The sequence below is a fragment of the Phragmitibacter flavus genome (assembly GCF_005780165.1).
GTDB classification, from domain to species: domain Bacteria; phylum Verrucomicrobiota; class Verrucomicrobiia; order Verrucomicrobiales; family Verrucomicrobiaceae; genus Phragmitibacter; species Phragmitibacter flavus.
The window spans coordinates 111,608-137,348 of record NZ_VAUV01000012.1; the positions used below are offsets into that span (position 1 = coordinate 111,608).

22 protein-coding genes and 1 tRNA gene are annotated in these 25,741 nt (G+C 57.1%); 5 read left to right on the plus strand and 18 right to left on the minus strand.

Annotated features, from left to right (window positions below):
* Positions 1-46 precede the first annotated feature (46 nt).
* The 6 genes from FEM03_RS16790 to FEM03_RS16815 all read right to left on the minus strand — a co-directional run bounded on the left by FEM03_RS16790 (position 47) and on the right by FEM03_RS16815 (position 6,684).
* Positions 47-460, minus strand: coding sequence for a hypothetical protein (locus tag FEM03_RS16790; protein WP_138087445.1), 414 nt, complete (start codon positions 458-460; stop codon positions 47-49).
* Positions 461-551: 91 nt separating this feature from the next.
* Positions 552-1,040, minus strand: coding sequence for a hypothetical protein (locus tag FEM03_RS16795; RefSeq protein WP_138087446.1), 489 nt, complete (start codon positions 1,038-1,040; stop codon positions 552-554).
* A 95-nt stretch (positions 1,041-1,135) separates the two neighbouring features.
* Positions 1,136-4,048 (minus strand): glycosyl hydrolase family 28-related protein, encoded by a 2,913-nt coding sequence (locus FEM03_RS16800; RefSeq protein WP_138087447.1) that lies wholly within the window; start codon positions 4,046-4,048, stop codon positions 1,136-1,138.
* A 102-nt stretch (positions 4,049-4,150) separates the two neighbouring features.
* Entirely contained in the window at positions 4,151-4,522 is a 372-nt protein-coding gene (locus tag FEM03_RS16805; RefSeq protein WP_138087448.1) for a hypothetical protein, read from the minus strand.
* Positions 4,523-4,525: 3 nt separating this feature from the next.
* A complete protein-coding gene (locus FEM03_RS16810) occupies positions 4,526-5,107 on the minus strand; it encodes a hypothetical protein (RefSeq protein ID WP_138087449.1) in 582 nt (193 codons plus the stop codon).
* 62 nt (positions 5,108-5,169) lie between these two features.
* Positions 5,170-6,684 carry a sulfatase family protein gene (locus FEM03_RS16815; protein WP_138087450.1) on the minus strand — a complete coding sequence of 505 codons (1,515 nt, stop codon included), beginning with the start codon at positions 6,682-6,684 and terminating at the stop codon, positions 5,170-5,172.
* A gap of 274 nt (positions 6,685-6,958) precedes the next feature.
* On the opposite strand from FEM03_RS16815, the gene FEM03_RS16820 reads away from it, so the two are divergent.
* Both FEM03_RS16820 and FEM03_RS16825 read left to right on the plus strand, forming a co-directional pair.
* Positions 6,959-8,329 (plus strand): sulfatase family protein, encoded by a 1,371-nt coding sequence (locus FEM03_RS16820; protein WP_138087451.1) that lies wholly within the window; start codon positions 6,959-6,961, stop codon positions 8,327-8,329.
* A gap of 77 nt (positions 8,330-8,406) precedes the next feature.
* Positions 8,407-8,754, plus strand: a complete 348-nt coding sequence (locus tag FEM03_RS16825) for a DUF805 domain-containing protein (RefSeq protein WP_138087452.1) — start codon at positions 8,407-8,409, stop codon at positions 8,752-8,754.
* A gap of 255 nt (positions 8,755-9,009) precedes the next feature.
* Here FEM03_RS16825 and FEM03_RS16830 read toward each other — a convergent pair whose 3' ends face one another.
* The 7 genes from FEM03_RS16830 to FEM03_RS16860 form a co-directional block, all read right to left on the minus strand.
* Positions 9,010-11,430 (minus strand): VWA domain-containing protein, encoded by a 2,421-nt coding sequence (locus FEM03_RS16830; RefSeq protein WP_138087453.1) that lies wholly within the window; start codon positions 11,428-11,430, stop codon positions 9,010-9,012.
* A 47-nt stretch (positions 11,431-11,477) separates the two neighbouring features.
* Positions 11,478-12,017 carry an RNA polymerase sigma factor gene (locus tag FEM03_RS16835; protein ID WP_138087454.1) on the minus strand — a complete coding sequence of 180 codons (540 nt, stop codon included), beginning with the start codon at positions 12,015-12,017 and terminating at the stop codon, positions 11,478-11,480.
* A gap of 385 nt (positions 12,018-12,402) precedes the next feature.
* A complete protein-coding gene (locus FEM03_RS16840) occupies positions 12,403-13,392 on the minus strand; it encodes a PH domain-containing protein (RefSeq protein ID WP_138087455.1) in 990 nt (329 codons plus the stop codon).
* Positions 13,393-13,422: 30 nt separating this feature from the next.
* A complete protein-coding gene (locus tag FEM03_RS16845; RefSeq protein ID WP_138087456.1) occupies positions 13,423-13,920 on the minus strand; it encodes a YbjN domain-containing protein in 498 nt (165 codons plus the stop codon).
* A 117-nt stretch (positions 13,921-14,037) separates the two neighbouring features.
* A tRNA-Pro gene (locus FEM03_RS16850) sits at positions 14,038-14,114 on the minus strand.
* A 41-nt stretch (positions 14,115-14,155) separates the two neighbouring features.
* Positions 14,156-14,614: a hypothetical protein gene (locus FEM03_RS16855; protein ID WP_138087457.1), complete on the minus strand. Its 459-nt coding sequence runs from the start codon at positions 14,612-14,614 to the stop codon at positions 14,156-14,158.
* A complete protein-coding gene (locus FEM03_RS16860) occupies positions 14,614-16,089 on the minus strand; it encodes an FAD-binding oxidoreductase (protein ID WP_166442931.1) in 1,476 nt (491 codons plus the stop codon). Before FEM03_RS16860 ends, FEM03_RS16855 begins: the two co-directional genes overlap by 1 nt.
* A gap of 114 nt (positions 16,090-16,203) precedes the next feature.
* On the opposite strand from FEM03_RS16860, the gene FEM03_RS16865 reads away from it, so the two are divergent.
* The 3 genes from FEM03_RS16865 (at position 16,204) to FEM03_RS16875 (ending at position 21,102) form a co-directional block, all read left to right on the plus strand.
* Complete coding sequence (locus FEM03_RS16865; RefSeq protein ID WP_138087459.1) at positions 16,204-18,387, plus strand: hypothetical protein; 2,184 nt, start codon at positions 16,204-16,206, stop codon at positions 18,385-18,387.
* Positions 18,388-18,533: 146 nt separating this feature from the next.
* The gene (gene pyk, locus FEM03_RS16870; RefSeq protein ID WP_138087460.1) at positions 18,534-19,940 is read left to right on the plus strand and encodes a pyruvate kinase; all 1,407 of its coding nucleotides are present in this window, start codon (positions 18,534-18,536) and stop codon (positions 19,938-19,940) included.
* A gap of 133 nt (positions 19,941-20,073) precedes the next feature.
* Positions 20,074-21,102: a PIN/TRAM domain-containing protein gene (locus FEM03_RS16875; RefSeq protein ID WP_138087461.1), complete on the plus strand. Its 1,029-nt coding sequence runs from the start codon at positions 20,074-20,076 to the stop codon at positions 21,100-21,102.
* A gap of 59 nt (positions 21,103-21,161) precedes the next feature.
* Here FEM03_RS16875 and FEM03_RS16880 read toward each other — a convergent pair whose 3' ends face one another.
* From FEM03_RS16880 to FEM03_RS16900, 5 genes are all read right to left on the minus strand, one after another.
* Positions 21,162-22,307, minus strand: coding sequence for a cysteine desulfurase family protein (locus tag FEM03_RS16880; RefSeq protein WP_138087462.1), 1,146 nt, complete (start codon positions 22,305-22,307; stop codon positions 21,162-21,164).
* 322 nt (positions 22,308-22,629) lie between these two features.
* The gene (fdhD, locus tag FEM03_RS16885) at positions 22,630-23,445 is read right to left on the minus strand and encodes a formate dehydrogenase accessory sulfurtransferase FdhD (RefSeq protein WP_138087463.1); all 816 of its coding nucleotides are present in this window, start codon (positions 23,443-23,445) and stop codon (positions 22,630-22,632) included.
* A complete protein-coding gene (gene mobA / locus FEM03_RS16890; protein WP_138087464.1) occupies positions 23,418-23,993 on the minus strand; it encodes a molybdenum cofactor guanylyltransferase in 576 nt (191 codons plus the stop codon). Before mobA ends, fdhD begins: the two co-directional genes overlap by 28 nt.
* 9 nt (positions 23,994-24,002) lie before the next feature.
* Positions 24,003-24,461, minus strand: coding sequence for an MOSC domain-containing protein (locus FEM03_RS16895; protein ID WP_138087465.1), 459 nt, complete (start codon positions 24,459-24,461; stop codon positions 24,003-24,005).
* 91 nt (positions 24,462-24,552) lie between these two features.
* Positions 24,553-25,650 carry a helix-turn-helix transcriptional regulator gene (locus tag FEM03_RS16900; RefSeq protein WP_166442932.1) on the minus strand — a complete coding sequence of 366 codons (1,098 nt, stop codon included), beginning with the start codon at positions 25,648-25,650 and terminating at the stop codon, positions 24,553-24,555.
* Positions 25,651-25,741 lie beyond the last annotated feature (91 nt).

A 25,741-nucleotide genomic window follows, 5' to 3' on the forward strand; every position in this document is an offset into this window, starting at 1 on the left:
AAAGGGATGGCATGAAGCTCCGTGCCCTTTCTGGACATGCGGAAACCTATCGTTTTCTGCCGATGATGGGTCCGCCGGAAATTTTGAGATGGCCGTGGGGGGTGCCTCGACCGTTGGGGGTTTCATGAAGCTCTCCCTTGATGGTGCCGTTGTCTGATTTGGTGAAGCTGCCTTTGTGGGCACCCCAATCTTTTCCCTCGTAAAAAACACGTCCTTCGAAGTTGCCGTCTTTGTCAATTTTGCCTTTGACGTGAAAGTTGATGTCGGTGCCTTTGGTGAGATAACTGGCGCTAACTTCACCGTCGGGTTTGACGGTCATCACGAGCAGGCCGGTGTTGCGCTGGTTCTTTTTTGCATGGGTGGGTTTAAAGACAAAGGTGGCGGCGTAGTCTCCCTGGAAATAACTGTTGGCGGCGTAGGCGACGTTGGGCAGGGTTCCAGCGATAAGGCAGAAGAGCAATATGGGATAGAATGAACGTAAGGATAGCTGCATCGGAATGTATCGGGATGGCTTTGAATACGGTAGGCGGAGATCTCGATGTATGTGGGGTTCAGTCGATTGGTTTTGAGGAGGATAAAAGGTGCATATGATAAGGTCCGGTGGTCTCAAATGTTTTCTCTTTGGGAGAATAAACGATTTTTGATTTGGCGGTTCTGGTCTGAATCAGTCTGCTGCTTATTTGCATGGACGGTTGGCCGTTGAAGGTAATTTTTCCTGTTGAGACTTTCCAAATGGCTTGTTCGGCAATGATGATAGGAACAGAGGGTTCGACGTTTTGAAAATACACATGACCTTGAACGATGACGGTATCAGCATCGGGTCGGGTGATTTTGTCTCCCAAGATAGGTGCGCCGTTGGGAAGGATAAACGATTCGCGATTGGCGAGATGGCGATTCGGGTGCTGACTAAGTGGAGCGGGCTCTTTTTTGGTGGCTTCGGATTGGTTTCGCTCGTTCTCTGAACCTGAAACGAGTGAGACAAGGGCGATGCCAAGGAGGGCCGCGACTTTGAGCTGTTGATTAACGAGAGAACGTTTCATAAGCTGTTTATTTGGTGCCGAATTCAACTGAACAAGAATTGAGTGTAGTATTTAAAGATTATCAGTTTTTCCTTGGATTGTCACGATGATTGAAGTTACTCGGGGAGGGCGGTGACCATGGCGCGGTAGAAAAGGCGGGTGGTGGTGGCTGGGGAAAGGGTGGTGCGGAAGGTGCGATAGCTCCAGCCGTCGTCGAGAGGAGAAAAGTTGTTGGTGGGGGTTGGGGTGATTTCGACGACCTGAATCGTGGTCCAGTTTTGGAGATCGATGCTGCTTTGGATGGTGTAGGTGATGCCGTCGATGGAGTTGGAAACGAGATTACCGGAACCTTCGTCAAACGTGGCTCCGTTGCGGACGGGCAGGGTGAAGGAATGATGGATGACTCCTTCGATCTCAATTGGATGGATGGTGGTTCGAGGGTCGCTTTGTGAATTGAGCGGGTGGCTGTTGAGGGCGAACTCGATGACGTTGGGGCGATGGTCCTGGTCGGGATCAGCAGTGCTTCCGGCAAGGTCGGGTTTTTCAAAATTCTGGCCAAAATGGGTGTGCCTCCATTGGGCGAGAGGGGTGAGATAGAGGGGGCCGATGCGACGCTGGAGCTGGTCTTCGTAAAGGGAAAACGGTTCGAGGTGGTCGCCTTGTCCGGCGGCTTCGACCCAGTCGGCGGGCGCCATCCGGGAGCCGCCGCCGGTGGGGCGGGAAATGGTGTTGCGAGTGCCGCGGGTGCCGATGGCGTAACCCATGCGGGATTGTTCGGTGCGGACGACGGCGCCGCCGCTGCTGCCGGTGCCCTCGGTGTTCCAGAAGACAGAATGGGAGGCGGTGACTTCGTGCAGTGGCGGGCTGCCGAAGGGTCGGTAGGCGGCGGTGAAGAAGCTGGAGTCGGCGATGCAGGTGTCGATGAGGTTGGAGTGGCTGAAATGCATGTGGTGGTCGGAGCCCGTGCCACTGGTGGTCTGGCGTGCGGCGTTCCCGTCGGCGACCTGGCGGCCCGTGGTGGAGTCGATGCAGCGGTGGAAGACGTTTCCAGAGCAGCGCATTTGGGAAAAGACAAAGGCGTGACGGCTGAAGGTGCCGCGGCAGCGGATGAGAAGGTTGTCGGAGGCGTTGCTGATGCGGTAGAGGTAGCCATTGCCGCCGCCGCCGCCGTATTGGGCGTTTTGGAAATGGCAGTCGGCGAGGGTGATGCGACAGGAATCGGTGAGGTGAACGCCGTTGCTGAGGATGTGGGTTTGGGTGGTGTTTTGCTCGGGACGGTAGCTGTGAACGTTGGTCATCCAACTGTCGCGAGTGCGCTGAAAGGTGATGGCGAAAGAGGAGTGGGTATGCCAGGAGGCGTTGGTCTCGCTGTTATAGTCTTCTTCCGCCCAGCCGGTGCCGGTGCGTTCGAGCATGCCGATGGAGAAGTTTTCGAGTCCGATTTCGTTGAGGCCAGAGTGGGCGGCGAGGAGGAGGCGGGCGTTGTCGCGGGTGGTGAGGGAGTAGCGGGTGGGGATGTCGATGGTGACGATGTGGTTGACGGGATCGACGGCGACGACTTTGCGGCGGTAGGCGAAGCCGCCGAGGCTGGAGCCGTAGCCGAGCCAGTTGTTGATGCCGTGTTCGGTGATCCATGCATCGGTGGTGTCAGCGCGCACCGTGATCCAGTCGCCGGGACTGAAGAGGGCGGCGTTGGCAACGGGAAGTTGGGTGGTGGGACCGGGGAGGTCGGTGGTGATGAGGGTGGTCGCGGTGGTGGTGTTTGAGGTGAAGGCGGCCTGGCTGGCGCCTTGGATGAGAATGACCTGTTTGTTGCGCATTTCAGTGAGGTCATTGAGGAGGCGGGTGGTAGCGGGGCCATCGCCGCGGAGGACAATGTTCGGTGCATCGATGCGCAGGGCATAGTTGTTGGTGCCTTGGGGGCGGATGCGGTAGGTTCCGGCGGGGAGTTTGACGATGCCACCTCCGGCGGCTTCGGCGGTATTGATGGCGCTTTGGATGGCGAGGGTGGAGTCGGTGACGCCGGTGGGATCGGCGTTGAATGGGGGATTGGTGACGATCCATTCTGGACCGGTGATGGTGGGGGGATCTTCGTTGCCGGCGCGGTAGCCGGCGTGGGAGAAGTCCTGGAGGAAAGCACCGGTCTGGAAGTTGTGGGTGGGGTTTTGAGGAGGTGTCCAGTTTTGGGGGTAGAGACTGCTGAGGAGGGGCGCTGGGGCGGCGATGGTGTCGCGGATGGAGAGATTGTCGAAGTCGACGATGTTGCCAGGCGGGGCGGAAAAGGTGCGGAGGACAAACTGGTTGACCTCGGCGGTGTTGGCGGTCGAGGTGTAGGTGCCGATTTTGGTGGGGATGGCGGTGGAGCCGGTCTGGCTGATCCAGACGTCAGCCTGGTTGCTGGCGAGGGTTTGAAGGCCCTGGAATTCGTAGTTGATGGAGGAGGCGTTGCGATTGAAGACGACGGTGATTTTTCTAGGGACGTCGAGCGGATAAGTGCTGCTGGGGCCGGTGGTGTTGCTTCCGGTGGCGAAGACGCCGTTGTTCAGGGTGAAGGCGAGTCCGGCGTGGACGCTGTTGATTTCATTGCTTTTGCCGAGGCCAAAGATCAGCGCTTGTCCGCTGGGCGCGGTGGGTTCACGAAAAGTGAAGGAGATGACGGTGAGGCCGGTGGTGGGGATGGAGGCGACGGTGCTGATGCGGGCATTGGCTCCTTCGATGCGGCCGAAGAGGGATGAGGTGCCGAAAGCCCGATGAGGGGGAGAATCCTGAACGGTGAAGCTGCTTCCGACGTTGTTCCATTTTGCCGATGGCACGGTGTCGCCGGCGTAGAGACCGGAGAAGGTTTCCCTTACAAATTCGGTGGCGAGGAGAGGCCATGGCTTCCAACACAACAAGGCGAAGAGCAGGACGATGAATCGCAGGGTGATACGCTGACGTTGGGGGCGGGAGCGAGGAAGGATGCGTTGAAGCGGGCCCTCGGGATCTTGCTCGGCTTCTGCGATGATGTGATCAAGAGCAGGCGAAGACATGGATATTTTTTACATCAATGGGGGGCAGGTGACAATCTTAACCGGGCTTAATCGCGAATGAGGGCGAAGTTGCTGTTTGGAGCTGGAGAAAAGCTCTTGGATTCAGGTTATCGGGTTTTGATGAAGAGACTGGAGCAAAGCGGCGGAACTATGGCGCTGTCCCAAATCGGTGATGGGGCTTCGCATGCCCTTTAGCCATAGCACGCTGCCAATCATCATGATGATCCCAACAAGAATGTAGAGCAACCGCAGGTTGGTGCGGTCGAGATTACCTACGTAGTGATCGATCACGGACACTGCGACTGCACCGGCCAGGAAGAGCAGAATCGCCTGGCCCCATGCTCTGGCCACTTTTGAAGGGTCACGATAGTCGTCTTCAGGAAGGTTGGGAACTGAGAAGCCGCCCCAGAGCCAGAATGAAATGACAATAGCGGCGAGTAGCAAAAGACGGAAGGGTGAAAAACTGAATTCCATCTTTCAGCGTGTTTTGATTCGGGGCTGGCCTTTGTGAGCACTGAAGTCGATCAGGTCCATTTGTGCCAGAAAAAGGATCTCCGTCTGACGGTCAGGGTATTCATCGAGAGACTGCCATTTTTTGGCTGCTTTCAAGGCTTTCAAGGCGGCGGCAAGACGGTCTTCCAGGTCAGTGCTGAAAGGGAGCATGCTGCTGAACAGGGTTCCGGCTTTCAAGAGCAGCAATGGGCCCGCAAGAAAGATCTGACTCAGGACATGGGCTGGAGCGGTGACCCGGTGGGCGTAATAGTCCAGCATGAATGCGCTGCCGTTGGACTCGCCGAGATCATGATAAAATGCGGATTCGTGATAGCTCTGGAGTCCACCACGGTTCTTCCAATTTCTGTAGCCACTAATGCCTGCGACGGCGAGGCCAAGGATACCAATGGCAATGGCGACGGTGGGAGAGAGTGGAGAACCAAAGTTGCTGGCGATGTAAGCGGGAATGTAACGGAAGAAAAGATACGTGATGAAGCAATAGAGAATGCCCCCTCCAAGGGCAAGAATGGCCTTGATGAGCTGATTGCGATTGTAGCGACGAATCATGTCGGGAACGAATAGTCGATCGGACGCATGGTTCAACGCGATTGATGAAGAGAGATGGTCGCTTACTGATACTCCCACTTGAGCACCCAGGGATCGCGGTGGGTTTGTTGGAAGGTTTTGAGTTTTTGTTTGAGGGCGTTGAGGGTTTCGAGATGATCGGGATCGGAGGCGAGATTGAGGGATTCGTGGGGGTCGTATTCGAGGTCGTAGAGTTCGAACTCGGGGCGTTGGAGATATTGGCCGACGGTGATGTGGCCGAAGGGAGCGTCGTTGCCTTTTTTAAGTTGCGCCTGCCAGGTGGCGGAGGACCAGAGATCGGTGGAGAAGGGGAAGGGAAGCTGCCAGGCGATGTTCCAGATGAGTTTGTATTTCTGATCGCGAATGACGCGCATGGGGTAATACATCTGGACTTCGTGAAAAGTATGGGAGGCGAAGAGGAGATCGCGGGTGGGATCGGTTTCTTTGTCGAGGATGTTGAGCCAGCTGCGACCGTGATAGGCAGGGTATTTGGGGCCGCGGTTGTCGGATTTGGAGAGGTTTTGGGCGTTCCAGTGTTCAACAGGGTCGATGGGGTTTTTGGGAGCGTTTTTTTCGTGGTCGAGTCCACCGGCAAAGTCGAGCAGCGATGGGGTGATGTCGGTGTGGCTGACGAGGGCGGTGTTGCGGACGCCGCGTTTCGCATTGTAGGGGTTGCGGACGATGAACGGGACGCGCAGGCCGGGTTCGCTGACGGTGGTTTTGGCCCCAGGGAAGGCCATGCCGTGGTCGGAGGTGACGATGATGAGGGTTTTGTCGTAGAGATTCGCCTCTTTGAGGATTTGGATGAGGTGGCCGAGGCCGGCGTCGAAACGGGAGACGCTCTGGTAATATTGGGCGAGTTCGGCGCGGGTTTCGGGAGTATCGGGGAGGAAGGGTGGGACGATGACGTCTTTAGGATCGTAGAAAGTTTCCTTGATGTCGGGGAAGCTTTTTTGATTGGGGAGGTTGCCGAAGGCGTTGGGTTTGTTGGGGATTTCCAGGTCGTCGTTGCTGCGATGGGGATCGATCTGGCCGACGTAGAGAAGGAAGGGTTTTTGCTTGTCGGCTTCGGCTTCGTCTTTGGCGAGAATGAATTCGCGGGCTTGTTCGACGGTGGCGACGGAGTTGCGGCCCTTGGCACCGAGCTGCAGGTCGTATTGAAAAATATTGTTCGGGGAGACGTGGTGTTTGCCGATGAGGGCGGTGCGGTAGCCGGCGCGTTTGATGACTTGGGGGAGGGCAAGGCTGATGGTGTTGGGGTAGCAGGAGAAGTGGCCGGTGTCGTGGGCGTGACCGTAGTGGCCGTTGGCGTGATTGTGCAGTCCGGTCATGATGACGGAACGGCTGGCGCTGCAACTGGCGGTGGTGGCATAGGCGTTGGTGAAGACGGTGCCGTCGGCAGCGAGGGCGTCGATGTGCGGGGTTTGGATGACTTTATTGCCGTAACATCCGAGCTCGGTGCCGAGGTCATCGGCGATGTAGAAGACGATGTTCTTTTCGGCGGCGTGGAGGGGGGAGATGAGGAGGATGAAGAAGAGGAAAGGGAGGAGGCGGAGCATGGCGGAGGGATAACGTTGGAGAAGTGGAGGGTGTTGCGGGTTTTTTGGGGAGGGGAAATAGGAACCACGAATGGACACAAATTCACACGAATGAGATTAAATTTTTAACCACAACCGATTGAAACGAGATAGCCAGCCGAAGGCTGTCCCGCAGGGATGAACGAAGTGAAGCAGATAGACACCGATTTTTCCTGATCTGATATGAACAATTTATCTCTGTTTATCTGTGGTTTTTTGATATGAGAGGAAGTGGGTTGCGTTGTGATACTCACGCATGAAGATTTTTTTGCTTGGATTGATGATGTTGACGGGGTCGCTGCTGCATGGGGCGGAACGGCCGAATGTGGTGTTTTTGCTGGTGGATGACTGGCGATGGAATGCGGCGGGGTTCATGGGCGACAAGATCGTCAAGACGCCGCATATGGATGCGCTGGCAAAGGAGGGGGTGGTGTTCGAGAATGCGTTTGTGACGACGTCGATTTGTTCAGTGAGTCGGGCTTCGATTCTGACGGGTCAATGGGAGAGGCGGCACGGGATCGTTGATTTCAAGACGGGGCTGACGGATGCGCAGTGGGCGGAGACGTATCCGGGGTTGATGCGCAAAGCGGGCTATCGGACGGGATTTGTGGGGAAGTATGGCGTGGGGGATGTGAAGGCGACGGAAGAGAGGGGCGCGAGTTTTGATTTCTGGCGAGGCCAGGCGGGGCAGGGGACGAAGTTTTTTATTGAGCCGGGTGACTCCACGAGGAAGCATGCGACGGCGAGGTATGGGGATGAGGCGCTGGAGTTTTTGCAGGGGGTGGAGAAGGGGCAGCCGTTCTGTTTGTCGGTGAGTTTCAGTGCGGTGCATGCGCGGGACGGGCAAGCAACGGAGTTCGAACCTGATCCCCGGGATGAGGATTTGTATTCGGATGTGGAGATTCCGTTGCCGGTGCTGGCGACGGAGGAGGCTTTTGCGAAGGTGCCGGAGTTTGTGAAGACGTCGGAAGGTCGCAGGCGTTGGGAGTGGCGCTTTGATGAGGCGAAAAAAGCGCAGGGGATTTTGAAAGATTATTATCGGTTGGTGACCGGGGTGGATCGGGAAGTGGGGAGGTTGCGTGAGGTTTTGAGGGAGCGGGGTTTGGCCGAAAATACGGTGGTGGTGGTGACGTCGGACAATGGGTATGCGTTGGGGGATCGGGGGTTGGCGGACAAGTGGTTTATGTGGGAGGAGGATATCCGGGTGCCTTTGGTGGTGTATGATCCGCGTCTGGAAGAAGGGCAACGAGGCAGGCGATTGAAGGAGATGGTGTTGAACGTGGATCTGGCACCGACGATGTTGGAACGGGTGGGCATTGAGGTGCCAAAGGGGATGCAGGGGCGGAGTTTGGTGCCGCTGGTTTCTGGGGAGTCAGTGGCAGATTGGAGAGGGGAGTTTTTTTATGAGCACCATGTTTTACCTGGAAGAATTCCGCCGGTGGAAGGGGTGCGGACGGATCGATGGAAATATATCAGGTGGATGGGGAGTGATCCGTTGGTGGAGGAGTTGTATGATTTGGAGAGCGATCCGCTTGAGCAGAGGAATTTGGTTGGGGTGAGCGAGCACGCAGAAATGTTGGAGGAGCTGCGTGGCAAGTGGCGGGAGTATGGAGAGAGATTGAGGTGAGGTGGTGTTTGGGAAGTTTTTTTGTCACACCCCTTTGGAGATGGACAAACTATTGCGAAGGTAACAAATTATAAATTATGGACTGGTATATAAGCGTTCTGAAAAAGTTTGCGGTGTTCGACGGGCGGGCTCGTCGGAAGGAATATTGGATGTTCACTTTGTTCAACATCATCGCCATTGTGCTGCTGATGATTGTCGAGGGGATCATTGGAACCGGTGGGATACTCGGCTTTGTTTACATGCTGGCGGTCATCTTGCCGTCCATAGGCGTGTCGATCCGGAGATTGCACGACACGAACCGCAGCGGGTGGTTTTTGCTGTTTGTGCTGATCCCGTTCATTGGCGGTTTCATCGTGCTGTATTTTATGATTCTGGATGGAACGCCGGGGGCCAACAAGTTTGGTGAGAATCCCAAGGGAGTTTGATCGGGGCTGAGCTGGTTTGATGAACCCGTCCTGCTGATTGGATCAGAGGGATGGGTTTTTTGTAACCACGAATGGACACGAATTAACACGAATAGGGAGGGACTGAAAAACCACAGATAAACACAGATTTCTCTCATCCGAATTTCAAGAAGCCATCTGTGTTTATCTGCGTCCAGTTGCTTCGCTTCGCTCACCCCATCAGGGCAGCCTCCGTCTGGCTATCTCGCTTCGCTCGGTTGTGGTTGAGAGATTCATTTATTGTGGACTGCTGAGGCTGCGGGCTTTGTCGATGAGTTGCAGGAACTCGCCGCGGTAGCCGAGGGGGTCTGGGCCTTTGCCTTGGATAGCGAGGACGCGGACCTGGTCCCAGGTGATTTCGGGGGCGTATTGGGAGTTGCGCAGGAGGAGACCGAAACCGGCGACGGCGGTGGCGAATTGGAAGTCGGGTGGCGAGTTTTTGAGGTTGGTGTTTTTGTCGATGACGGGGATTTCGATGAGCTTGCTGACGTCGCCTTCGGGTTGTTTGTAGCGGAGTTTGACGGTCATGGTTTCGGGGCTGGCAGGGGCGGCGGCGGTTGCAGCGGCGGCGGGTTCTGCGGGTTTTGGGGTGGTGGTGTATTTGAGGTTGTCGACAAGAGGTTGGCCGTTGGGATGTTGGAGGTTGGCGGGGACGATTTCGTAGAGGGCGGTGACGGTGTGGCCTGCGCCGATTTCTCCGGCATCTTTTTTGTCGTTGTTGAAATCCTCTTTGGCGAGGGTGCGATTTTCGTAGCCGATGAGGCGGTAGGAGGCGACCTGAGCGGGGTTGAACTCGACCTGGATTTTGACGTCTTTGGCGATGGTCATGAGGGTGCCGTCGATTTGATCAACGAGGACTTTGCGGGCTTCGCTGAGGCTGTCGATATAAGCGTGGTTGCCGTTGCCTTTGGTGGCGAGGGTTTCCATGGTGCGGTCGTTGAGATTGCCGGTGCCGAAGCCGAGAACGCTGAGGAATATTTTGGATTTTGCCTGGTCGGTGATGAGGGTTTGCAGTTCGCCGGGCGAACTGATGCCGACGTTGAAGTCGCCATCGGAGCAGAGGATGACGCGGTTGATGCCGTCTTTGACGAAGTGGGTGCGGGCCTGGTCGTAGGCGGCGCGGATGCCGCCGGCGCCGTTGGTGGAACCTCCGGCACCGAGGGCATTGACGGCGTCAATGATTTTGGGTTTGTCGTTGTTGGTGGCGGGGGTGCTTTCGAGGGCCACCTGGCTGCTGCCGGAGTAGGTGACGATGGCAACGCGGTCGGTGTCGCGTAGTTGTTCGGTGAGCAGTTGGAGGGATTGTTTGACGAGGGGGAGTTTGCGGGGGTTGTTCATGCTGCCGCTGACGTCGATGAGGAAGACGAGGTTGGCGGCTTTGCGGTCGTTTTGGACTTCGTAACCTTTGATGGCGATGCGGGCGAGACGATGGAGGGGTTGCCAGGGGGCTTCGGCGATGTCGGTGCTGACGGCGAAGGGGTGTTCACCCGCGGGGGGTTCGTAGGCATAGGGGAAGTAGTTGATGAGTTCTTCGATGCGGATGGCGTTGGCGGGAGGGCGTTGGCCGTCGTTGAGGAAGCGGCGGATGTTCGCGTAGCTGGCGCCGTCGGTGTGGACGGAGAAGGTGCTGAGGGGATGTTGAGTGGTGGGTTGGAAGGGGTTTTCGGCGATGGGTTGGTAGTTTTCGGTGTTGGGTGTGATGGCGCGGTAGGATGCCATGGCAGCTTCGTCGTTTCCATTGAAAGGGGGCGATTGGATGGCGGTGGCTGGGCCGGGTGGCTTGGTGGTAGAAGGCAGGGTGGTGCTTGAAATGGTGGTGCTGCCGCCGAGGCTGGACGCTTCGTTGGCATAGAGCGTAGGGACATTGATAGGGGCAGCAGCTGGGGGAGGCGGGTTGATGGTGTCGCCATAACGGCTGCTGCTGTGGTCGGTCGGAGGTTGTGATGGGTCAATCGACATGGTGCGGCGACGTGAATCATCGTCCTTACCGTCTGCCGGCATGGTGGTGACTAGAGTTGCTTTTTGTTTGGCGAATTCTTGATTGAGATTGTCTTTGAGCGCGTCCATTCGTTGTTTTGCGGCGTCGAGTTCTTTCTCGAGCACAGCAAGTGGTTGTGGTTCCGGGGCGGGAACAATGGCGATGCTGTTTGACTGGCTAGCATGGATTTCTTTCTTGGGGACCGGAAAAGATTTTTTACTGTCAAAGATGGAGGGTTGCTGAGTGTCCTGATCTGGGGTTGCAGAGGCTCCTCGCATTTGCACTTTTTCTGAGCTGACGTGATTGGCTGATGTGGTGAATGCCGAATCAAAGCTACCATAACGGATGAGGAGGATGGCGAGGCAGGCGGCGAGGGCGGTGCTGCTGAGGAGGATGGGGTGACGCCAGAAATTTGGTTTCGATCGGATGATTTTTTCCTCAGCTTCAGCATTTGCTTCGGGGGCGGTGAAGGATTCGACGAGGTGGTCGCGCTGTTCGGGGGTGAAGGTGGCGGTGGGGGCGTCGGCTTTGGTGATGTGGGTGTCGACGAGGGTGCAGAAGTTTTGCATTTCCTGCACCTGGGCGCGCAGGGTGGGATCGGTTTGAAGCTGGGCTTCAAAGGCGCGGCGTTCGTCTTCAGGAAGTTCGTTGAGGACGTAGGCGGTGATTTGTTCGTTCATGGGAAAAAGGGATAAGGGGTAAGAGAAAAGGGAAAAGGGTGAGGGGGTCAGGCGTTGAGGGTTAGCCAGCGTTCGCGGAGGTTGGTGACGCCTAGATGGATGAGGGTGCCGACGTTGCCGATGCTGGTGTGCAGGACTTCGGAAATTTCTTTGTAGCTGAGGCCGGATTCGAATTTGAGGCGGACGGCTTCGCGTTGTTTTTCGGGGAGTTCGGACATCCAACGGGTGAGTTGTTGGCTGAGCTCCTGTTCCTCAATGGCTTCGGACGGGCCGGGTGAGGAGGAAGTTTGTTGGTCGATGGTGGCGGTTTCCATGGGGACAAGGCGTTGATGTTTTCGGAGGTGGTCGAGAGCGCGGTTTTTGCAGACGGTGAAGAGCCAGGGGGCGATGCGAGTGCGGTCGAGTGTGGTCAGGTTCCGGGAGAGTTTGATGAAGACGTCTTGGGCGATGTCGCGGGCCTGATCGAGGTCATGCACGACGCTGAGGGCGTAGCGGATGACGGGTCTCTCGTAGCGCTCGAGCGTGGCGAGGAGGAATTGTTGATGGGGATCGGGTTCACGTTCGCGCATGGCTGGTTCGGTGGGCATGACGGGCGAGTTGGGGAGTTCTTGGAAAGTTTTTGAGATTTTTTTCGGTGGGGGGTGTGGTGTGACCCATCCTACTCCCCACACAAAGCGCCCGCTATTAGTTGTGGGTTCGAGTGGAGGTCTCGTCCTCGTCCTCGTTCTCCTACTCGTCCTCGATACTCAGCGGTGATTTGCCTGTTGAGTGATCGAGCTATGATGATCTCGCAGAAACGATCGTCCTGGATTGGTTGATCTCCGTTCCAGCGATGCGCCTTGATCGAGGACGAGTTCGAGTAGGAGGACGAGGACGATTTTCTGGGAAGGCGCGGGTGGGGAGTTTGCAACCGCGGGTGATTGAGGGGTTTTTTGTGGGGAGTAGGAGTAAGAGTAGGAGGAGGATTTTCTCTTAACGGCGAAGCTGGAGACTGCGGACGAGTTCCTTGATCTGATGGGGGTGTCGGACGTTGGTGAAGATGACTTCAGGGCCGCTGCTGGCGGAGGAGTCGAATTCGACGGTGCCGAGTCCAACGAGGGCTTTGTAGCCGCGTTGATGAACATCAATGGCACGGATGTCGCGGATGCGGACTTCTTTGGTGTTGCGTCCGATGATGCCGAACTCGATCTCGATGCGATAAGACGTGACGAAATAGGTGGTGGTGGTGCGTTCGAGGGTGATGAAGACGAGGAAGAGACCGGCGATGGAGCCGAGCAGCATGGCCCACTCCAAGCCGATCTGGGCGGCCAGGACATAAACGGTGGCGGCGGCGAAGAGGGTGAATCCGATCAGGGATTTGGGAAACGACAGCCAGCTGGGATGACCGATGTAGAGGATCTCTTCTTCGGCGCTGGAGGGAGGGTAGGATGACGAGGGATAGGCGAGTTCGTCTGCATTGATGTCTTCTTCGAACTGAGGAATGTCGGACTGGCCAAAAGGATTGAAGGGACGGAGGTCTTGGTTTTCGTCGTCTTCGTTGGGATCGGGATCGGGATCAGAATCGAGGTTGTCGTCCTCGTCGTCCAGGGGGTCGTCGACATCACCTTCAGTTTCGTGGTTGTCATCGAAGGAGGAAGTTTCGCGCGAGCGTGTTGGCGGAGGTGAGGGATGATGATGATGGGCGGCGGTGAGGGGGGTGTCGGCGCGGAATTCGTGGGAGTTGGAGTTGGGGGCGGTGAGTTCAGAGACGCTTGAGCGGGTGGTGCGGCTGGGGGCAAGGGTGGCGTCGCGATAGGGCAGGGAAAGCAGGTCGCCGAGGAGGTGGGCGAGGCCGGTTTCGTCGTCGCAGATCATGTCGCTGCGGCTGAGTTCGCCGCGTTGGAGAAAGTGGCGCAGTTCGTCCCGACTGTAGACATCCGAGAGGGTCGGATGGTCGGGGACGAAGTAGCGGGTGGCTTCCATGTGGGTGGTCGCGGAGTTTGTTTTTTCTAACTACTCGGTCTCGACGGGAACGGGGGGAAGGAGATCTTCGCGCAGGAGGAGGTCGGGAATGCTGAGCATGGGGAGCAGACTGGGCACGGTTTTGCAGAGGATGCCGATGTAGGGGGTGATGCGATCGACTTCGGCGAGGGCGTTGTGAACGAGACTGATGATGATGGAGGGCTCGAACTGATGATTGGCGAAGACCTGGGACTGGCGGAACATGACGGCACCGCGATCCCAGTCGATTTCGAAGCTGCCGAGGTTAAGTTCTCGGTTGACGCGCATGAGCAGTTCAGCGGTGCGGGATTTGTGGGTGTGGGGGACGGTGAGGGAAACGTTGGCGACGATGGAAAGGATTTGGGGTTCGTCGTAGCTTTGCAGGTGGAGGGCGATTTTGCTGTGGTAGGCTTCGAATTGGGATTCAACGACGGTCATGCCGGGGACTTCGGTGCAGGCCCAGCCTTGTTGTTTGAAGGCGTTGAGAACGGCGGCGTGGAGGCTGGGCATGGGAGGAGAAGGACTTGAAGTGGCCACAAGTGAGTGGTGGTGGATTTTTTGGTGATGTTAACCAAAAGTTCCTGAAAGTCTTCTGACTTTTTGTGCTGAAGTGTGGTGGCTTCAGGGTGGTCGGGGCGGCCAGATTCGAACTGACGACTTCCTGCTCCCAAAGCAGGCGCTCTACCAGGCTGAGCTACGCCCCGAAAATCGGTGGGACGGGAGTATGCGGCAGATTAAGAGTTCGTCAATGTTTATGAAGGGTTTTTTGTGAATTCGAATCTTTGATAGAGACGGCGAGGAGGAAGATCCAGGCTGCGAGGACGAGGTGAAACCAGATAGGGATGGTGCCGCCGAACCAGCGTTGATCGGATTGCAGGATCATGCGGAGGGTGTAACGAAGGATCATGCTGCTGGCGTAAAGAACGGCGAAGAGGCGCAGCCAATAGCGGGTGCGGGGGGAGGTGACAAAGAGGGCGCCTTGTTGGCGGATGGTGTCGGTATTGGCGACGGCCATTAGCATGAGGATGAGGATCTGGCTGAGCAGCAACCAAGGGTAGGGAAGGAGGCCGGAATACCATTCGGGCCATGGAGGAAGCTGAGGGGGCGAGTAGATGCCGACGAGGATCTGGCCGATGACTCTCGCGAGAAAGAGGGTGGTGGCGAGCCAGAGGAGGATGGCGCGAGTGGTCGGGGTGAGGGTCATTAATTGGCGGCGTTAAACTCGTTGCGCCAGTGGCGATACCATTCGCTTTGGAATCGCTCTTCGGGATCGTGCTGTTTTTTAAGCTGGAGGAATTCGGGGAACTGGGGGTAGGCGCGAATCATCTGGGCTTTGGTGGCCCAGCGGTGATAGGTGAGGAAAAAGGAGCCGTTGCGGTCAAGGGCGCGATCGATGAGACGCTGGAACTCGCCTTTGGCTTTGGCGATGCCGGATTCGGTGTGGGTGACGCGGAGGTTGAAGACGATGCAGGCGAAGTCCTGGCTGGCCCAGGGGAGGAAGGTGACGTCGTCGCGTTTGATGAACCGGATGGTGCCGTAAATGACTTGGGTTTGGTGCTGGCGGAAGTCGGCGGCGCTGGCGGTCATGAAGTCTTCGAGTTGTTGGGCGGGGACGTAGACTTCGGAGATCATGAGGGAGCCGGGGGCGAGGTCGGGCAGGTTTTTTTGCAGCATGGTGTGGTAGTCGGGATCGTAGTGGTTGAACTGCGCCTGATCGCTGCCGTAGGTTTGGCCGTGGGTGGTTTGATAGTAGGTGGTGTAGTCGAGCCAGCCTTGGGTGCGGTTGGAGTGGGCGTTGATGAGGAGTCGGTTCCAGGCGGCGGGGTTGAGGTTGCTTTTGGATGGCGCGGATTGGGTGGTGGGTCGGTAGCAGGCGAAGACGCCTTCATTAAGGAAATTGAGCGAGGTCTCGTCGGGACAAAATTGGAAATCGCCTAGGAGGTAACCGTCCTGGATGCGTTGGGCGATGCGTTGCTGGAGGTTGGTGATGGGGCCGATCTCGACGATGCGTTCGAGGTTTTGGCGGAGGCGCAGTCGGAGTTCGACTTCGGTGATGACGCCGAAGAGTCCGTAGCCGCCGATGACGAGGGAGAAGAGTTCGCGATTTTGGGTGCGGCTGAGGGTTTGGGTTTCGCCGGAGGCATTGACGAGGGTGAGCGATTCGATGTCCTGCACAAAAGGTTGCCAGGTGAGGCCGCGTCCGTGGATGTTGGTGGAGACGGCGCCGCCGAGGGTGAGTTCGTCGGCTCCGGTTTGTTTTTGGGTGATGGTCCAAGGAGCGGAGTTGTCGGGTGGCTGGGCGGCTTCGAGGGCTTTGAGGAGTTTGGGCCAGGTGATGCCGGCCTGGGCGCGGGCGAGGCCGAGTTTTGGATCAAGGCTGAGGAACTGATCCATGCTGGTCATGTCGAGGTGCAGGGCGTCGGCGGCGAATTGCTGTCCGCCCATGGCGTGTCGTGATCCGGCGATGCTGATGGATTTGCCGGTGGCTTTGGCGCGGTGAATGGCGGCGATGACTTCGTCGGTGCTGGTAGGCTTGAGGACTTCGGCGACCGAGGTGGGATTGAGTCGGGAGTGGACGTCGTTGAGGGTGACGTTCTGCGCTTGGGACGGCTGAACGGAGAGCCAGAGCAGGGCCGGAATAAGAAGCGACAGAAGACGGTGGGTGAACGGGGTGTTCATGGAGTAAACTGGTATCATGTCGGAAGAGAATGTCGGCGCAAGTGAGATTGCATGCATTAGGGAGGCTGATCGCTTGATTGACGGCAGGGGGATTTTCGGGAATGAAGAGCCGACATGTCGAGTTCTGCAAAATCCAACGGCCCTGCCGCCACGCTAGAAAAAATCGCCAAGGTGTTGTTGGAGAAACATCAGTCGCCGGGAGAAGGTGTGGACATGGCGATGTTGGATCAGGATCTGACGAGGTTGATTGGCGTGTTCCATCAACGGGGATTGACGGATGAGCAGTCGGTAATGCTGGCGGGTCAGTTGATGCAGTTGGCGAGGCTGGATCTGGCAGGGGGATTTAGCGAAGAGGGGATTGAGAATGCGCTGAAGCATTTGCAGATGGCGCGTTTGATTCATGAGAAGATTCTGGCGGGGGCAAATGGGGATGTGCAGGCGACGCAGCGCCTGGCGATGAATTTGGTGGCGCTGGCGGATCTGATGGAGAGCCGGGGGATGCCGGGGGATCATCATGAGGCGTTTGCGCTGCACCAGGCTGGCATGGAGCTGCGCGAGAGATTGTTCAAGCTTCATCCTGACTCGACGGAGGTGGGTCGTGAGGTGGTGTTTGGGCTGAACAAGCTGGCGGACTTTTTGTTTCGTCGACGTCAGCCTGATGCGATGGATCAGGCATTGGTTTGTTATCAGCGTGACCTGGAGATTGCCGAGCATTTGTATTTTCGTCATCGCAAGTCGCCGGGCGCGGCGCGGGATGTGGTGTTCAGCGCGAACAAGTTGGCGGATTTTTACATGAGTCGGGAGGATGAGGAGGATCAGGAACGCGCGATGGTCCACTACCGGCGTTGTGTTTCGGTCTGCGAATCGACCGAGGGGGAGTATGCGAACTCGGTGCTGGCGATGCGTGATTTGTCGGTGGCGCTGGGCAAGCTGGCGAATGCTTTATGGAAGCGCAAAAACAAACGGGTGTCGGAACAGGAGGAGGCGTTCAAGCTTTGTGAGCGGGCGCTGGAGTTGCGGGAGCGGTGTCTTCAACTGGAACCGAAGCGGGCTCAGTCGGCGGCGGATTTGGCGCAGGTGCTGCAGTGGCTGGCGCGGGGGTTGATGGATCGTGGAGAAGGCGGCGACAGGGAGCGGGCGTATGAACTGATGAAGCGAAGCCTGGATCTGCGGGAGCGTTTGCTTTCGGCGAATCCGAATTCGTTGGATGCGGTTCGAGATGTGGCGGTGGGGTTGGAATGGCTCGGGGATCTGGTGGTGGAACGAGCGGCTGGAGATTTTGTGGATGAAGCGCTGGCGTTGCAGGAGCGCGGGTTGGAGATCCGGCAAAAAGTGTTGAAGGTGGATCCAAATTCGCTGCGTGCGGCGGGTGAGATTTCGATGAGTTTGGTGAAGACGGCGAAGGTGTTGAGGTTGCGAAATGCGGAGGGCGATGTTGCCAGGGCGCTGAAGTATTATCAGGTGAATGTGGATTTGTATGAACGCCTGTATGCGACGCATCCGGAGGCGGATCGGGTGGTGCGGGATTTGATCAGAAGCCTTGAGACGCTGGCCTTGTGTTTGAAGGAGAGAGGGTTGGAAGCGGATGAAAAACGGACCTCGGAGCTTTATCAACGCTGTGCTGAATTGATGGCGGTTAGGTTGGAGGGCGAAGGAAATGGGGCCGAGCGTTTGGTGAACATGGCGGGAGTTTTGCTGGATCAGCATCAGCCGGGGGCGGTGGGGCAGGCGGTGGGTTATTTGGAAACCGCGGTGGCGGCGAATGAGAAGCGACTTGGGCAGGAGGAGCAGGGTGGATCAAAGGCGGCGAAGGTGGAACTGGGAGCGAGTCTAGGTCGCTTGGCGGATGCGCTTGAGCGACGGGTTGAGGGGGATGATTTGGCGAAGGCGGTGGGTCATCGTCGGCGGGCGGTGGAGTTGTTGGAGGAAGTGGCGCGGGCGGAGTGGGTGGTGGTGAATTCGGCGAGGGAGTGGGTGGTGGCGTTGGAGGCTTTGGCGAAATCGATTGGTAAAGGGGCGGGCGATGCGGACCAGACGGAGGCGTTTGAGGTGCAGCGTCAAGCTTTGGACATTGCGTTGCGGTTGGCGGAGGCGGAGCCGCATTCGGAGGATATGCGTCGGACGGTGGCGGTGTCGTTGTATTTGACCCATGATTGCGCGCTGGCGGCCGGGGAGGCGGAAGAGGCCGATCGATATTTGAACACCTGCCGGGATTTGTTGAGGGACAGCGTGGATCGGGGGATGGTTTTTGATGAGTCGGTAATGGAGTTGTATCACCGGCTGGATGGGGAAGTGTGAAGACGGGTCAAGTGTCAGAATTTTTTCGTTTAAGGCGACAATGTCTGCTTGTGTGGCGGCTGTGACGTGGCATGGCTCATGCTTGGCAATGGCTCTGAAAAGTTGTCAGGCATTGCCTGTTTCTGATCTCCTGTCTCCCGTTTCTCATGCGCAAAACTAAAATTCTTGTCACTCTCGGTCCTGCTACGGACAACCCGGCCATGCTGGAAACGTTGATTGAAAACGGAGCCAATATTTTCCGGTTAAACATGAGTCATGCCTCGCATGATTGGGTGCGGACGGTGTATGCGCGGATTCGTGAGGCGGCGACGGCGAAGCACACGGATGTGGCGGTTCTGATGGATTTGACGGGTCCGTCGATCCGCACGGGGGATGTGGCGGCTCCATGGATGCTGAAGAGCGGGGATGAGGTGGAGTTCCGCATTGATGAGAGCATTCCGACGACCAAGGAGTATTCAACGACGGTGAACTACCCCGGGTTGGTGAATGATTTGAGTGTGGGGGCACCGATCGCGATTGATGGCGGGATGATTCAGCTGCAGACGGTGGCAATCACGCCCCAGCGTATTTTTGCGAAGGTGGTGACGGGTGGCGAGATGAAGTCGAGGAGGCACATCAACCTTCCTGGCGTGGCGGTGAACCTGCCGCCGTTGACGCCGAAGGATTATCTGGATCTCGATTTGGGCGTGGAGTTGGGGGCGGATTATTTTGCATTGAGCTTTGCGCGTGAACCGGCGCATATTCAGCATCTGGAGTTGCTTTTGGAGCAGAAAAAATCGCGGGCGCGGGTGATTGCGAAGATCGAGAACCAGCAGGCTCTGGACAACATCGATGCGCTGGTGGCGGCTTCAAAAGGGATCATGGTAGCGCGCGGGGATTTGGGAAGTGAGTGCCCGCTGGAGGATTTGCCAATCATTCAACGGCAGATCATTGCGAAGTGTTCGTATCATGGGCGCAAGGTGATTGTGGCTACGCAGATGCTGGAGAGCATGATTGAGAATCCGGTGCCGACGCGGGCGGAAGTGACGGACATTTTTAATGCGGTGATTGAGCAGGTGGATTGTGTGATGCTTTCGGGTGAGACTTCGGTGGGCAAGTATCCGGATCGTTGTGTGGATGTGTTGCATCGGGTGATTACGCGAACGGAGGCGTCGTATCCGTCAGGCCGGTTTGCGCAGGATGCGCCGCTGAAGACGAACAAACACAAAGCGGTGAAGTCGGCGGTTCTTTTGGCGAATGACTTGCCGGGATCGAAGTTGATCACGTTTACAAGGGGAGGGGTGACGGCCCATTTGCTGGCGCATCAGCGGCCGGAGTTTGCGCCGATCTTTGCGTTTACTCCGAACTTGAACATCAGCCGCACGTTGATGTCGGCGCGTGGGGTGTTTCCGTTTGTGATGGAGTTTAACGGAGACCCTTCGAAGACAATTGAGGATGCGATCAAAATGCTGCGTCAGCGCAATCATCTTTCTGGAGGGGATACGGTGGTGATCCTGACGGATGTGCTGCACGCAGATCTGCGGTCGGATTCGATTTTGGTGCGCACGGTTTGATGGGTTGAAAAGGAGAAGGCTCGTCCCGAGCCTTGAGATGGAGGATGATGTTGATGAAAGGCTCGGGACGAGCCTTCTACTTTGGCTTGAATTCGGTTGGGGGAGCGGCAAGTTGAATTTTCCAACCAAATACATGCCTGTTCCCTGGTCCATTCGTCTTGCCCGTGCGCTGTTCCTCACCTTGGCGGTGTTGCTTGGGGCGGTGATTTCTGTGGGCTTTGGTGGCGAGGCCTGGGTGGGCACTTTGGGAGGACTGGCGGCTGGCCTGTTCTTTATTTTGGTGGACGCGTTGCTGGCGCAGTTCAGCTTTCGCGAGTTCTCAAACGGGACGTTTGGATTGATGGTGGGTTTGTTTTGCGCGTGGTTGCTGACGAAGATCGGGATTTTTGATTTGCCTTGGTTTCAGGGGTTGGATGATGCTGAAGGGGTCAAGACGGTGGTGGATATTTCGGTGTATGCGGTGTTCGGGTTTCTGGGGATAACGATGGCATTGCGCAGTGATCGGGATCAGTTTTCGTTCATCATTCCCTATGTGAGGTTTCGGCGCGATGCTTCGGAAGGGGAGCCGGTGTTGCTGGATTCGAACGTGATCATTGATGGGCGTGTGCCGGCGGTGATTGCGACGGGTTTTTTGACGGGGAGTTTTGTGATTCCACGATTTGTGTTGGATGAGTTGCAGCGGCTGGCGGATTCAAAAGATGAGATCAAGGCGGCGCGTGGTCGGCGCGGTTTGGAATGCGTGCAGGTATTGCAGGAGAACAAGGGGGCGGAAGTGAGCATTCATGAAGACACCGCGCACGAGGGGATGCCGGTGGATACCCGGCTGGCGACGTTGGCGCGGGAGTTGGGGGCTCGGCTGCTGACGAATGATGTGAATCTTGGGAAGTCCGCGCAAGTGCGGGGCATCACGGTGCTGAATTTTAATGATCTGGCTCGGGCGCTGGAGCCGGAGATTCAGGTGGGGGACCGGTTTGAACTCGGGTTGGTGAAGCCGGGCAAGGACAAACATCAGGCCGTGGGATATTTGCCGAATGGAGCGATGATCGTGGTGAATCACGGGGCACCGTTTATTGGGGAGACGGTGTCAGTGGTGGTTGGGGGGATGCACCAAACCAGTGCAGGACGGTTGATTTTCGCGGAGTTGGAGCGGTCGGAAAAGTAGGAGGCTCGTCGCGAGCCTTGAAGTTGGTGAGGCAAGGCTCGGGACGAACCTTCTACTTTTTACAGGGAGATTTTTTGGCGTTGGAGAGGGGCTTGGTCGAGGTTGGTTGCGGTGGCCATGATGGCTTCGGTGAGCGATTGCCAGTCTTGATCGGTGGTGTTCCAACCACTGCTGATGCGAATGACGCGGCGCATTTCGTCGGGAGTGGCTCCGAGGGCACCAAGAACGACGGAAGAGCCATCGTGTCCGGCACTACAAGCGGAGCCGGTGGAGATGGCGAGGCCGCGATCGCTGAGTCGGGCAAGCCATTTGCGGTTGTCGTGACGAGGAAGGATGAGCATGGAGGTGTTCCAGAGTCGTGGGGCGTTTTGGCCGATGACGCGGGTGCCGGGAAGTGCAGTGAGAAGATCCTTTTCAAAGGTGTCGCGCTGAGTGGGCGAGGCGGTGGGGAGGTTTTCATTCCATGCGATGAGGGCAGCGAGCATCGCGGCGATGGCGGGATAGTTTTCGGTGCCGGCACGGCGTCCTTCTTCCTGGGGGCCGCCGGTGAGAAAGTTGGGTCGTTCGTTTTCATCACGGAGAACGAGAAAGCCGATGCCTTTGGGGCCACCGAATTTATGGGCGCTGCCGGTGAGGTAGTCGCATTCGCCGAGGTGATCGGAGGGAAGTTTTCCAAGCCACTGGGAGGCGTCGCAGTGGAACGGGATGTGTTGCTCGCGACAGGCGGCGGCCATCTCGCGCCAGGGGTGCAGGGTGCCGCTTTCGTTGCTGGCGGCCATCGCGGTGATGAGAGTCCAGGGTTGGGTGGTGAGTTGCTGGTTGAAGGTGGTGAGGTCGAGGGTGCTGTCGGCGAGTGTGGGGATGAGGTGGATGGTTTTGGCAAAATGGCGGTGAAGGGGTTCGCGGACGCTGGGGTGCTCGATGCTGGAGCTGAGGATGGAGGAGTTGGCGCTGCGTCGTGAAAAGTAGTGGAAGAGCGTGTTGTTGGATTCGGTGGCTCCGGAGGTGAAAAGAATGCGTTCGGGGTCGGTGTTGAGGATGTCGGCGAGTTGTTCGCGGGCTTTTTCAAGGTGGTGTTTCACCGACGCGGCTTCGCGATAGAGGCTGGAGGGGTTGTGCCAGGATTGATCGGAGGCAAGCAGCCAGGCTTCGCGTGCAGCGGGATGCAGCGGGGTGGTGGCGTTGTGGTCGAAGTAAGCGGGCATGGGGTTAGCGGGACCGAGGTTCAGTGAGAAAAAGGTGTGCGAAGAGCAATCCGGAAGCGAACACTCCTAACACTGCAAGAAATAGAGATCGCAACGCCCATGAATAAGCCATAGGAACAGCTTCTTGGGTGCCGCTCAAGAGCCTGACGATTGGGATGAAAATAGTCTCGATTCCACCGAATTGATGCGCAACGCCAATGGTAGTGATCGTCACCAAACTAGCAAGGAGTGTGATGCTTGCTAGAATTGTTTCCTGTCGGCGATAGGGTGGCATAGTGCTTAAGGTTACGGGTTAGAGAATCCTTACGTCGGCTGCTACGCGCTACGATTGGATGCGTTGGGGATGGGTGTAGATGTTCATTTTGTTGCCGCGGAGGAAGCCGATGAGGGTTTGATGGGCGGACTGGGCGAATTCAACGGCGAGGCTGCTGGGGGCGGAGACGGCGGCGATGAGAGGGATGTTGGCGGCAAGGGCTTTTTGAATGATTTCGAAGGAGACCCGGCCGCTGACCATGAGGAGATGATTGTTTAAGGGAAGGAGATTGTGGCGGAGGGCGTGGCCGAGGACTTTGTCGAGGGCATTGTGGCGTCCGACGTCTTCGCGCAGGACGATCAGATTACCTTCAAGATCAAAGAGGGCGCTGGCGTGGAGGCCGCCGGTTTGGGTGAAGGTGTCCTGTGCTTGTCGCAGCTTGTCGGGCAGGTTGCGGATGATGCTGGCGGGAATTTGCCAGTCGGCGGTGACGGGCGGGAAGATTTGGAAGATGGAGTCAATGGTGGCTTTGCCGCAGAGGCCGCAGCTGCTGCTGGTGAAGACGTGTCGGGTGAGGTTATCCCAGTTGATGGAGGTATTGTTGGAAAGGAGGGCTTCGACGACGTTGCCTTTGCTTTCGCCTTCAGCGTTGCTTGGACAGACGGAGAGTTCGAAGAGGTCGGTGGACTTTTTGATGATGCCCTCGGTGAGGAGGAAGCCGGCGGCGAGGTCTTCGTCGTGACCGGGGGTGCGCATGATGACGGCAAGAGCGCGGCCTTCGAGACGCAGTTCAAGGGGTTCTTCGGTAGCGACCCAATCGGGTTCGGTGGCGTGATGCTGGTCGTTGAGGAAACGATCTACGGTGACGGAGATGGCGGGTGACATGAGGGCAGATCGGAGGGGTGATTGAGATTGAGGAAAGTTGGCTTTTGGTTATCGGTCAAGGTTTGGGTATGAAGCAAGCCGAGGTCGATGGCTTGTTGGGCGAAGGTTTGAAGTCGGGTGTGGTTTGCGAGGAGAGAGAGGACGGTGGACGGGTAGAACGCGCAGAGAGGTTCGTAGCCTCGATCGGATTTAAAAATGATTCCGTTGGGGTTAATGAGCATCGATTGAAGGAGGTCGATACTGATGTGGGGCATGTCGACGGCGAGAACAAGAAGGGGGAGGGGGGCGGCGACTTCGATGCAGCGTGCAATGGCGGGGAGAGGACCCAGGTCTTCGATGGGATCGTGAAGGATGAGTGCGTCGGGGGAGGCGATGAGTTGGTTTTGGCGGCAGCTGATGAGGAGTTTTTGAGGGTTGAGGGAGCGAAGTTTGGCGAGTTGGTGTTGCCAGAGGGGTTGGTCGTCCCAAGGAATGAAGGCTTTGTCATGGCCCATGCGGCGTGACAAACCTCCGGCAATCAGGGCGGCGGCGAAAGGGACGTTGGGCATGGGTTATCGTTAAATCTTCGAACGCAATACGCCGTCGGTGAGAATGCGGGCGCGGAGTCCGCCGTGGCCTCGAAGGGCGGATTCGGTGCCATCGGCGAAGGCTTGGTTCATCCAATAACAGGGTTTCGCTTCTTCGGTGCCTTGGAAGGTGATGCCTTGCACATCGAATTCTCTGCCGATGAGGTGATTGAGATCGATGCCACGAACGAGGATGTTGCGGCGGAAGACGGAGGGGGGGTGGTCGTGAATAGAAAATTGGTGGCAGAGGCGCTCATAAGTTTCCATGGAGAAGAAGGTGACCTGGCCTTTATAGTTCTCCTTGTAGTCGAAAAAGCGGTCGCCGATGATGCCTTTGCCTGCGATGAGTTCAATCTGGTCGACTTCGACCATGGGGGTGTCTCCTGCGGGTTGGCCGTGGTGGCCGAAGTAGTTGTGCGCAGGAGAAATGTAGAGGTGTTCGATGGTCATTACTTGATCCCGACGGGGGGGAGGTTCTTGTGGCAGCAACAGGGGATACGAGTTGCACGCCAAAGGAGGATCGATCAAGCGCGGATGGCCATCAAATGCCTTTGACGGGCTTTGACTTGATGAGCCATTTGATTCTGCTGCTGTGCTTTGAGGAGGTGCTCATGAGCGCAGGGAGGATGGCGTTGCGACTTTCGATACCGAGTTTGGAAAAAATGTGTTCGAGGTGTCGTTTGACGGTGTGAAGGCTGATGCCGGTGATGAGTGCGATGTCGGTATTGGTCTTGCCCATGGCGACCCACTCAGCGATTTCGCGTTCGCGGTCGGAGAGGCGGGGACGTGTGGAGGAGGCGTCCTTTATCTGGAAGAGGAGGCGGTGTTGATGGCTGGAGGGATTGGGAAGGCAATGAAGGAGGATGGACCTGCCTGCGGCAGGGCTGGCAATGGGAAGGGGGGAGCGCGGTTGTTGAGAGGTGACGGGGCGAAGTTGGGTGGTGAACCAGTGGTGCCAGGCGGTGGGGAGTTGCGAGGAAAAGGGGAGTTTGAGCTGGTGGAAGAGGGAAGGAGTCTGGTGACAGTGGTGGATGATTTTGCCGTGGTCGTTGCAGATGAGCCATGGGTTGCTGCCGCCAATGATGGAGTCGGAGTAAATGGGGTGTGAGGGGCGGTCGAGGAGGAGTTGCTGATAGCGCTGGCGCAGGTGAGGGGCAAACAGGTTAAGGAGGGCGCGTTCGTCGGATTTGTAGCGGGTTTTGCGGGCAACATGGAGGAGGCCTGCGGTGGTTGACTGGGGGCCAAAATAGTTGATGGATAAGTCGTGGTGAAGACCGAGTGGGTCGCAGAAGGTTTGGCAGATGACGCTGCTTTCAAATCTCTTGGGGGGGATGAGATCCTGAAGGCCAACCGGGCATTGGGCATGAAGATAGGATCCGTTCAAAAAACACGGTTCGTCAAAAAACTTCGGGACGTAGGCTGCGGAGTTGACGAAAATATGATCGCAGGGTTCGCTCAAGACGCTGTCCATGCGTTTGGTGATGGTGTTGTAAACGCCGAGTCCGGCAAGTTCGAAGGCAATGAGGGGGCGCAGCAGTTCGAAGATTTTGGATGGGAAGGTGTGGAGGTCGAGTGGCTCATGGAGTTGCAAAACGGCATGATTTAATGCGCTGATCTGCTTGTAGGAAAGGCTCGCCATATTAGCTTTGCTTATCAAGAAATAGCGGAAATTTGGCGCTGCTGTCAAGATGCACATAGGTCTAGTGACCTATTTCATTGTTTGGTCCCGC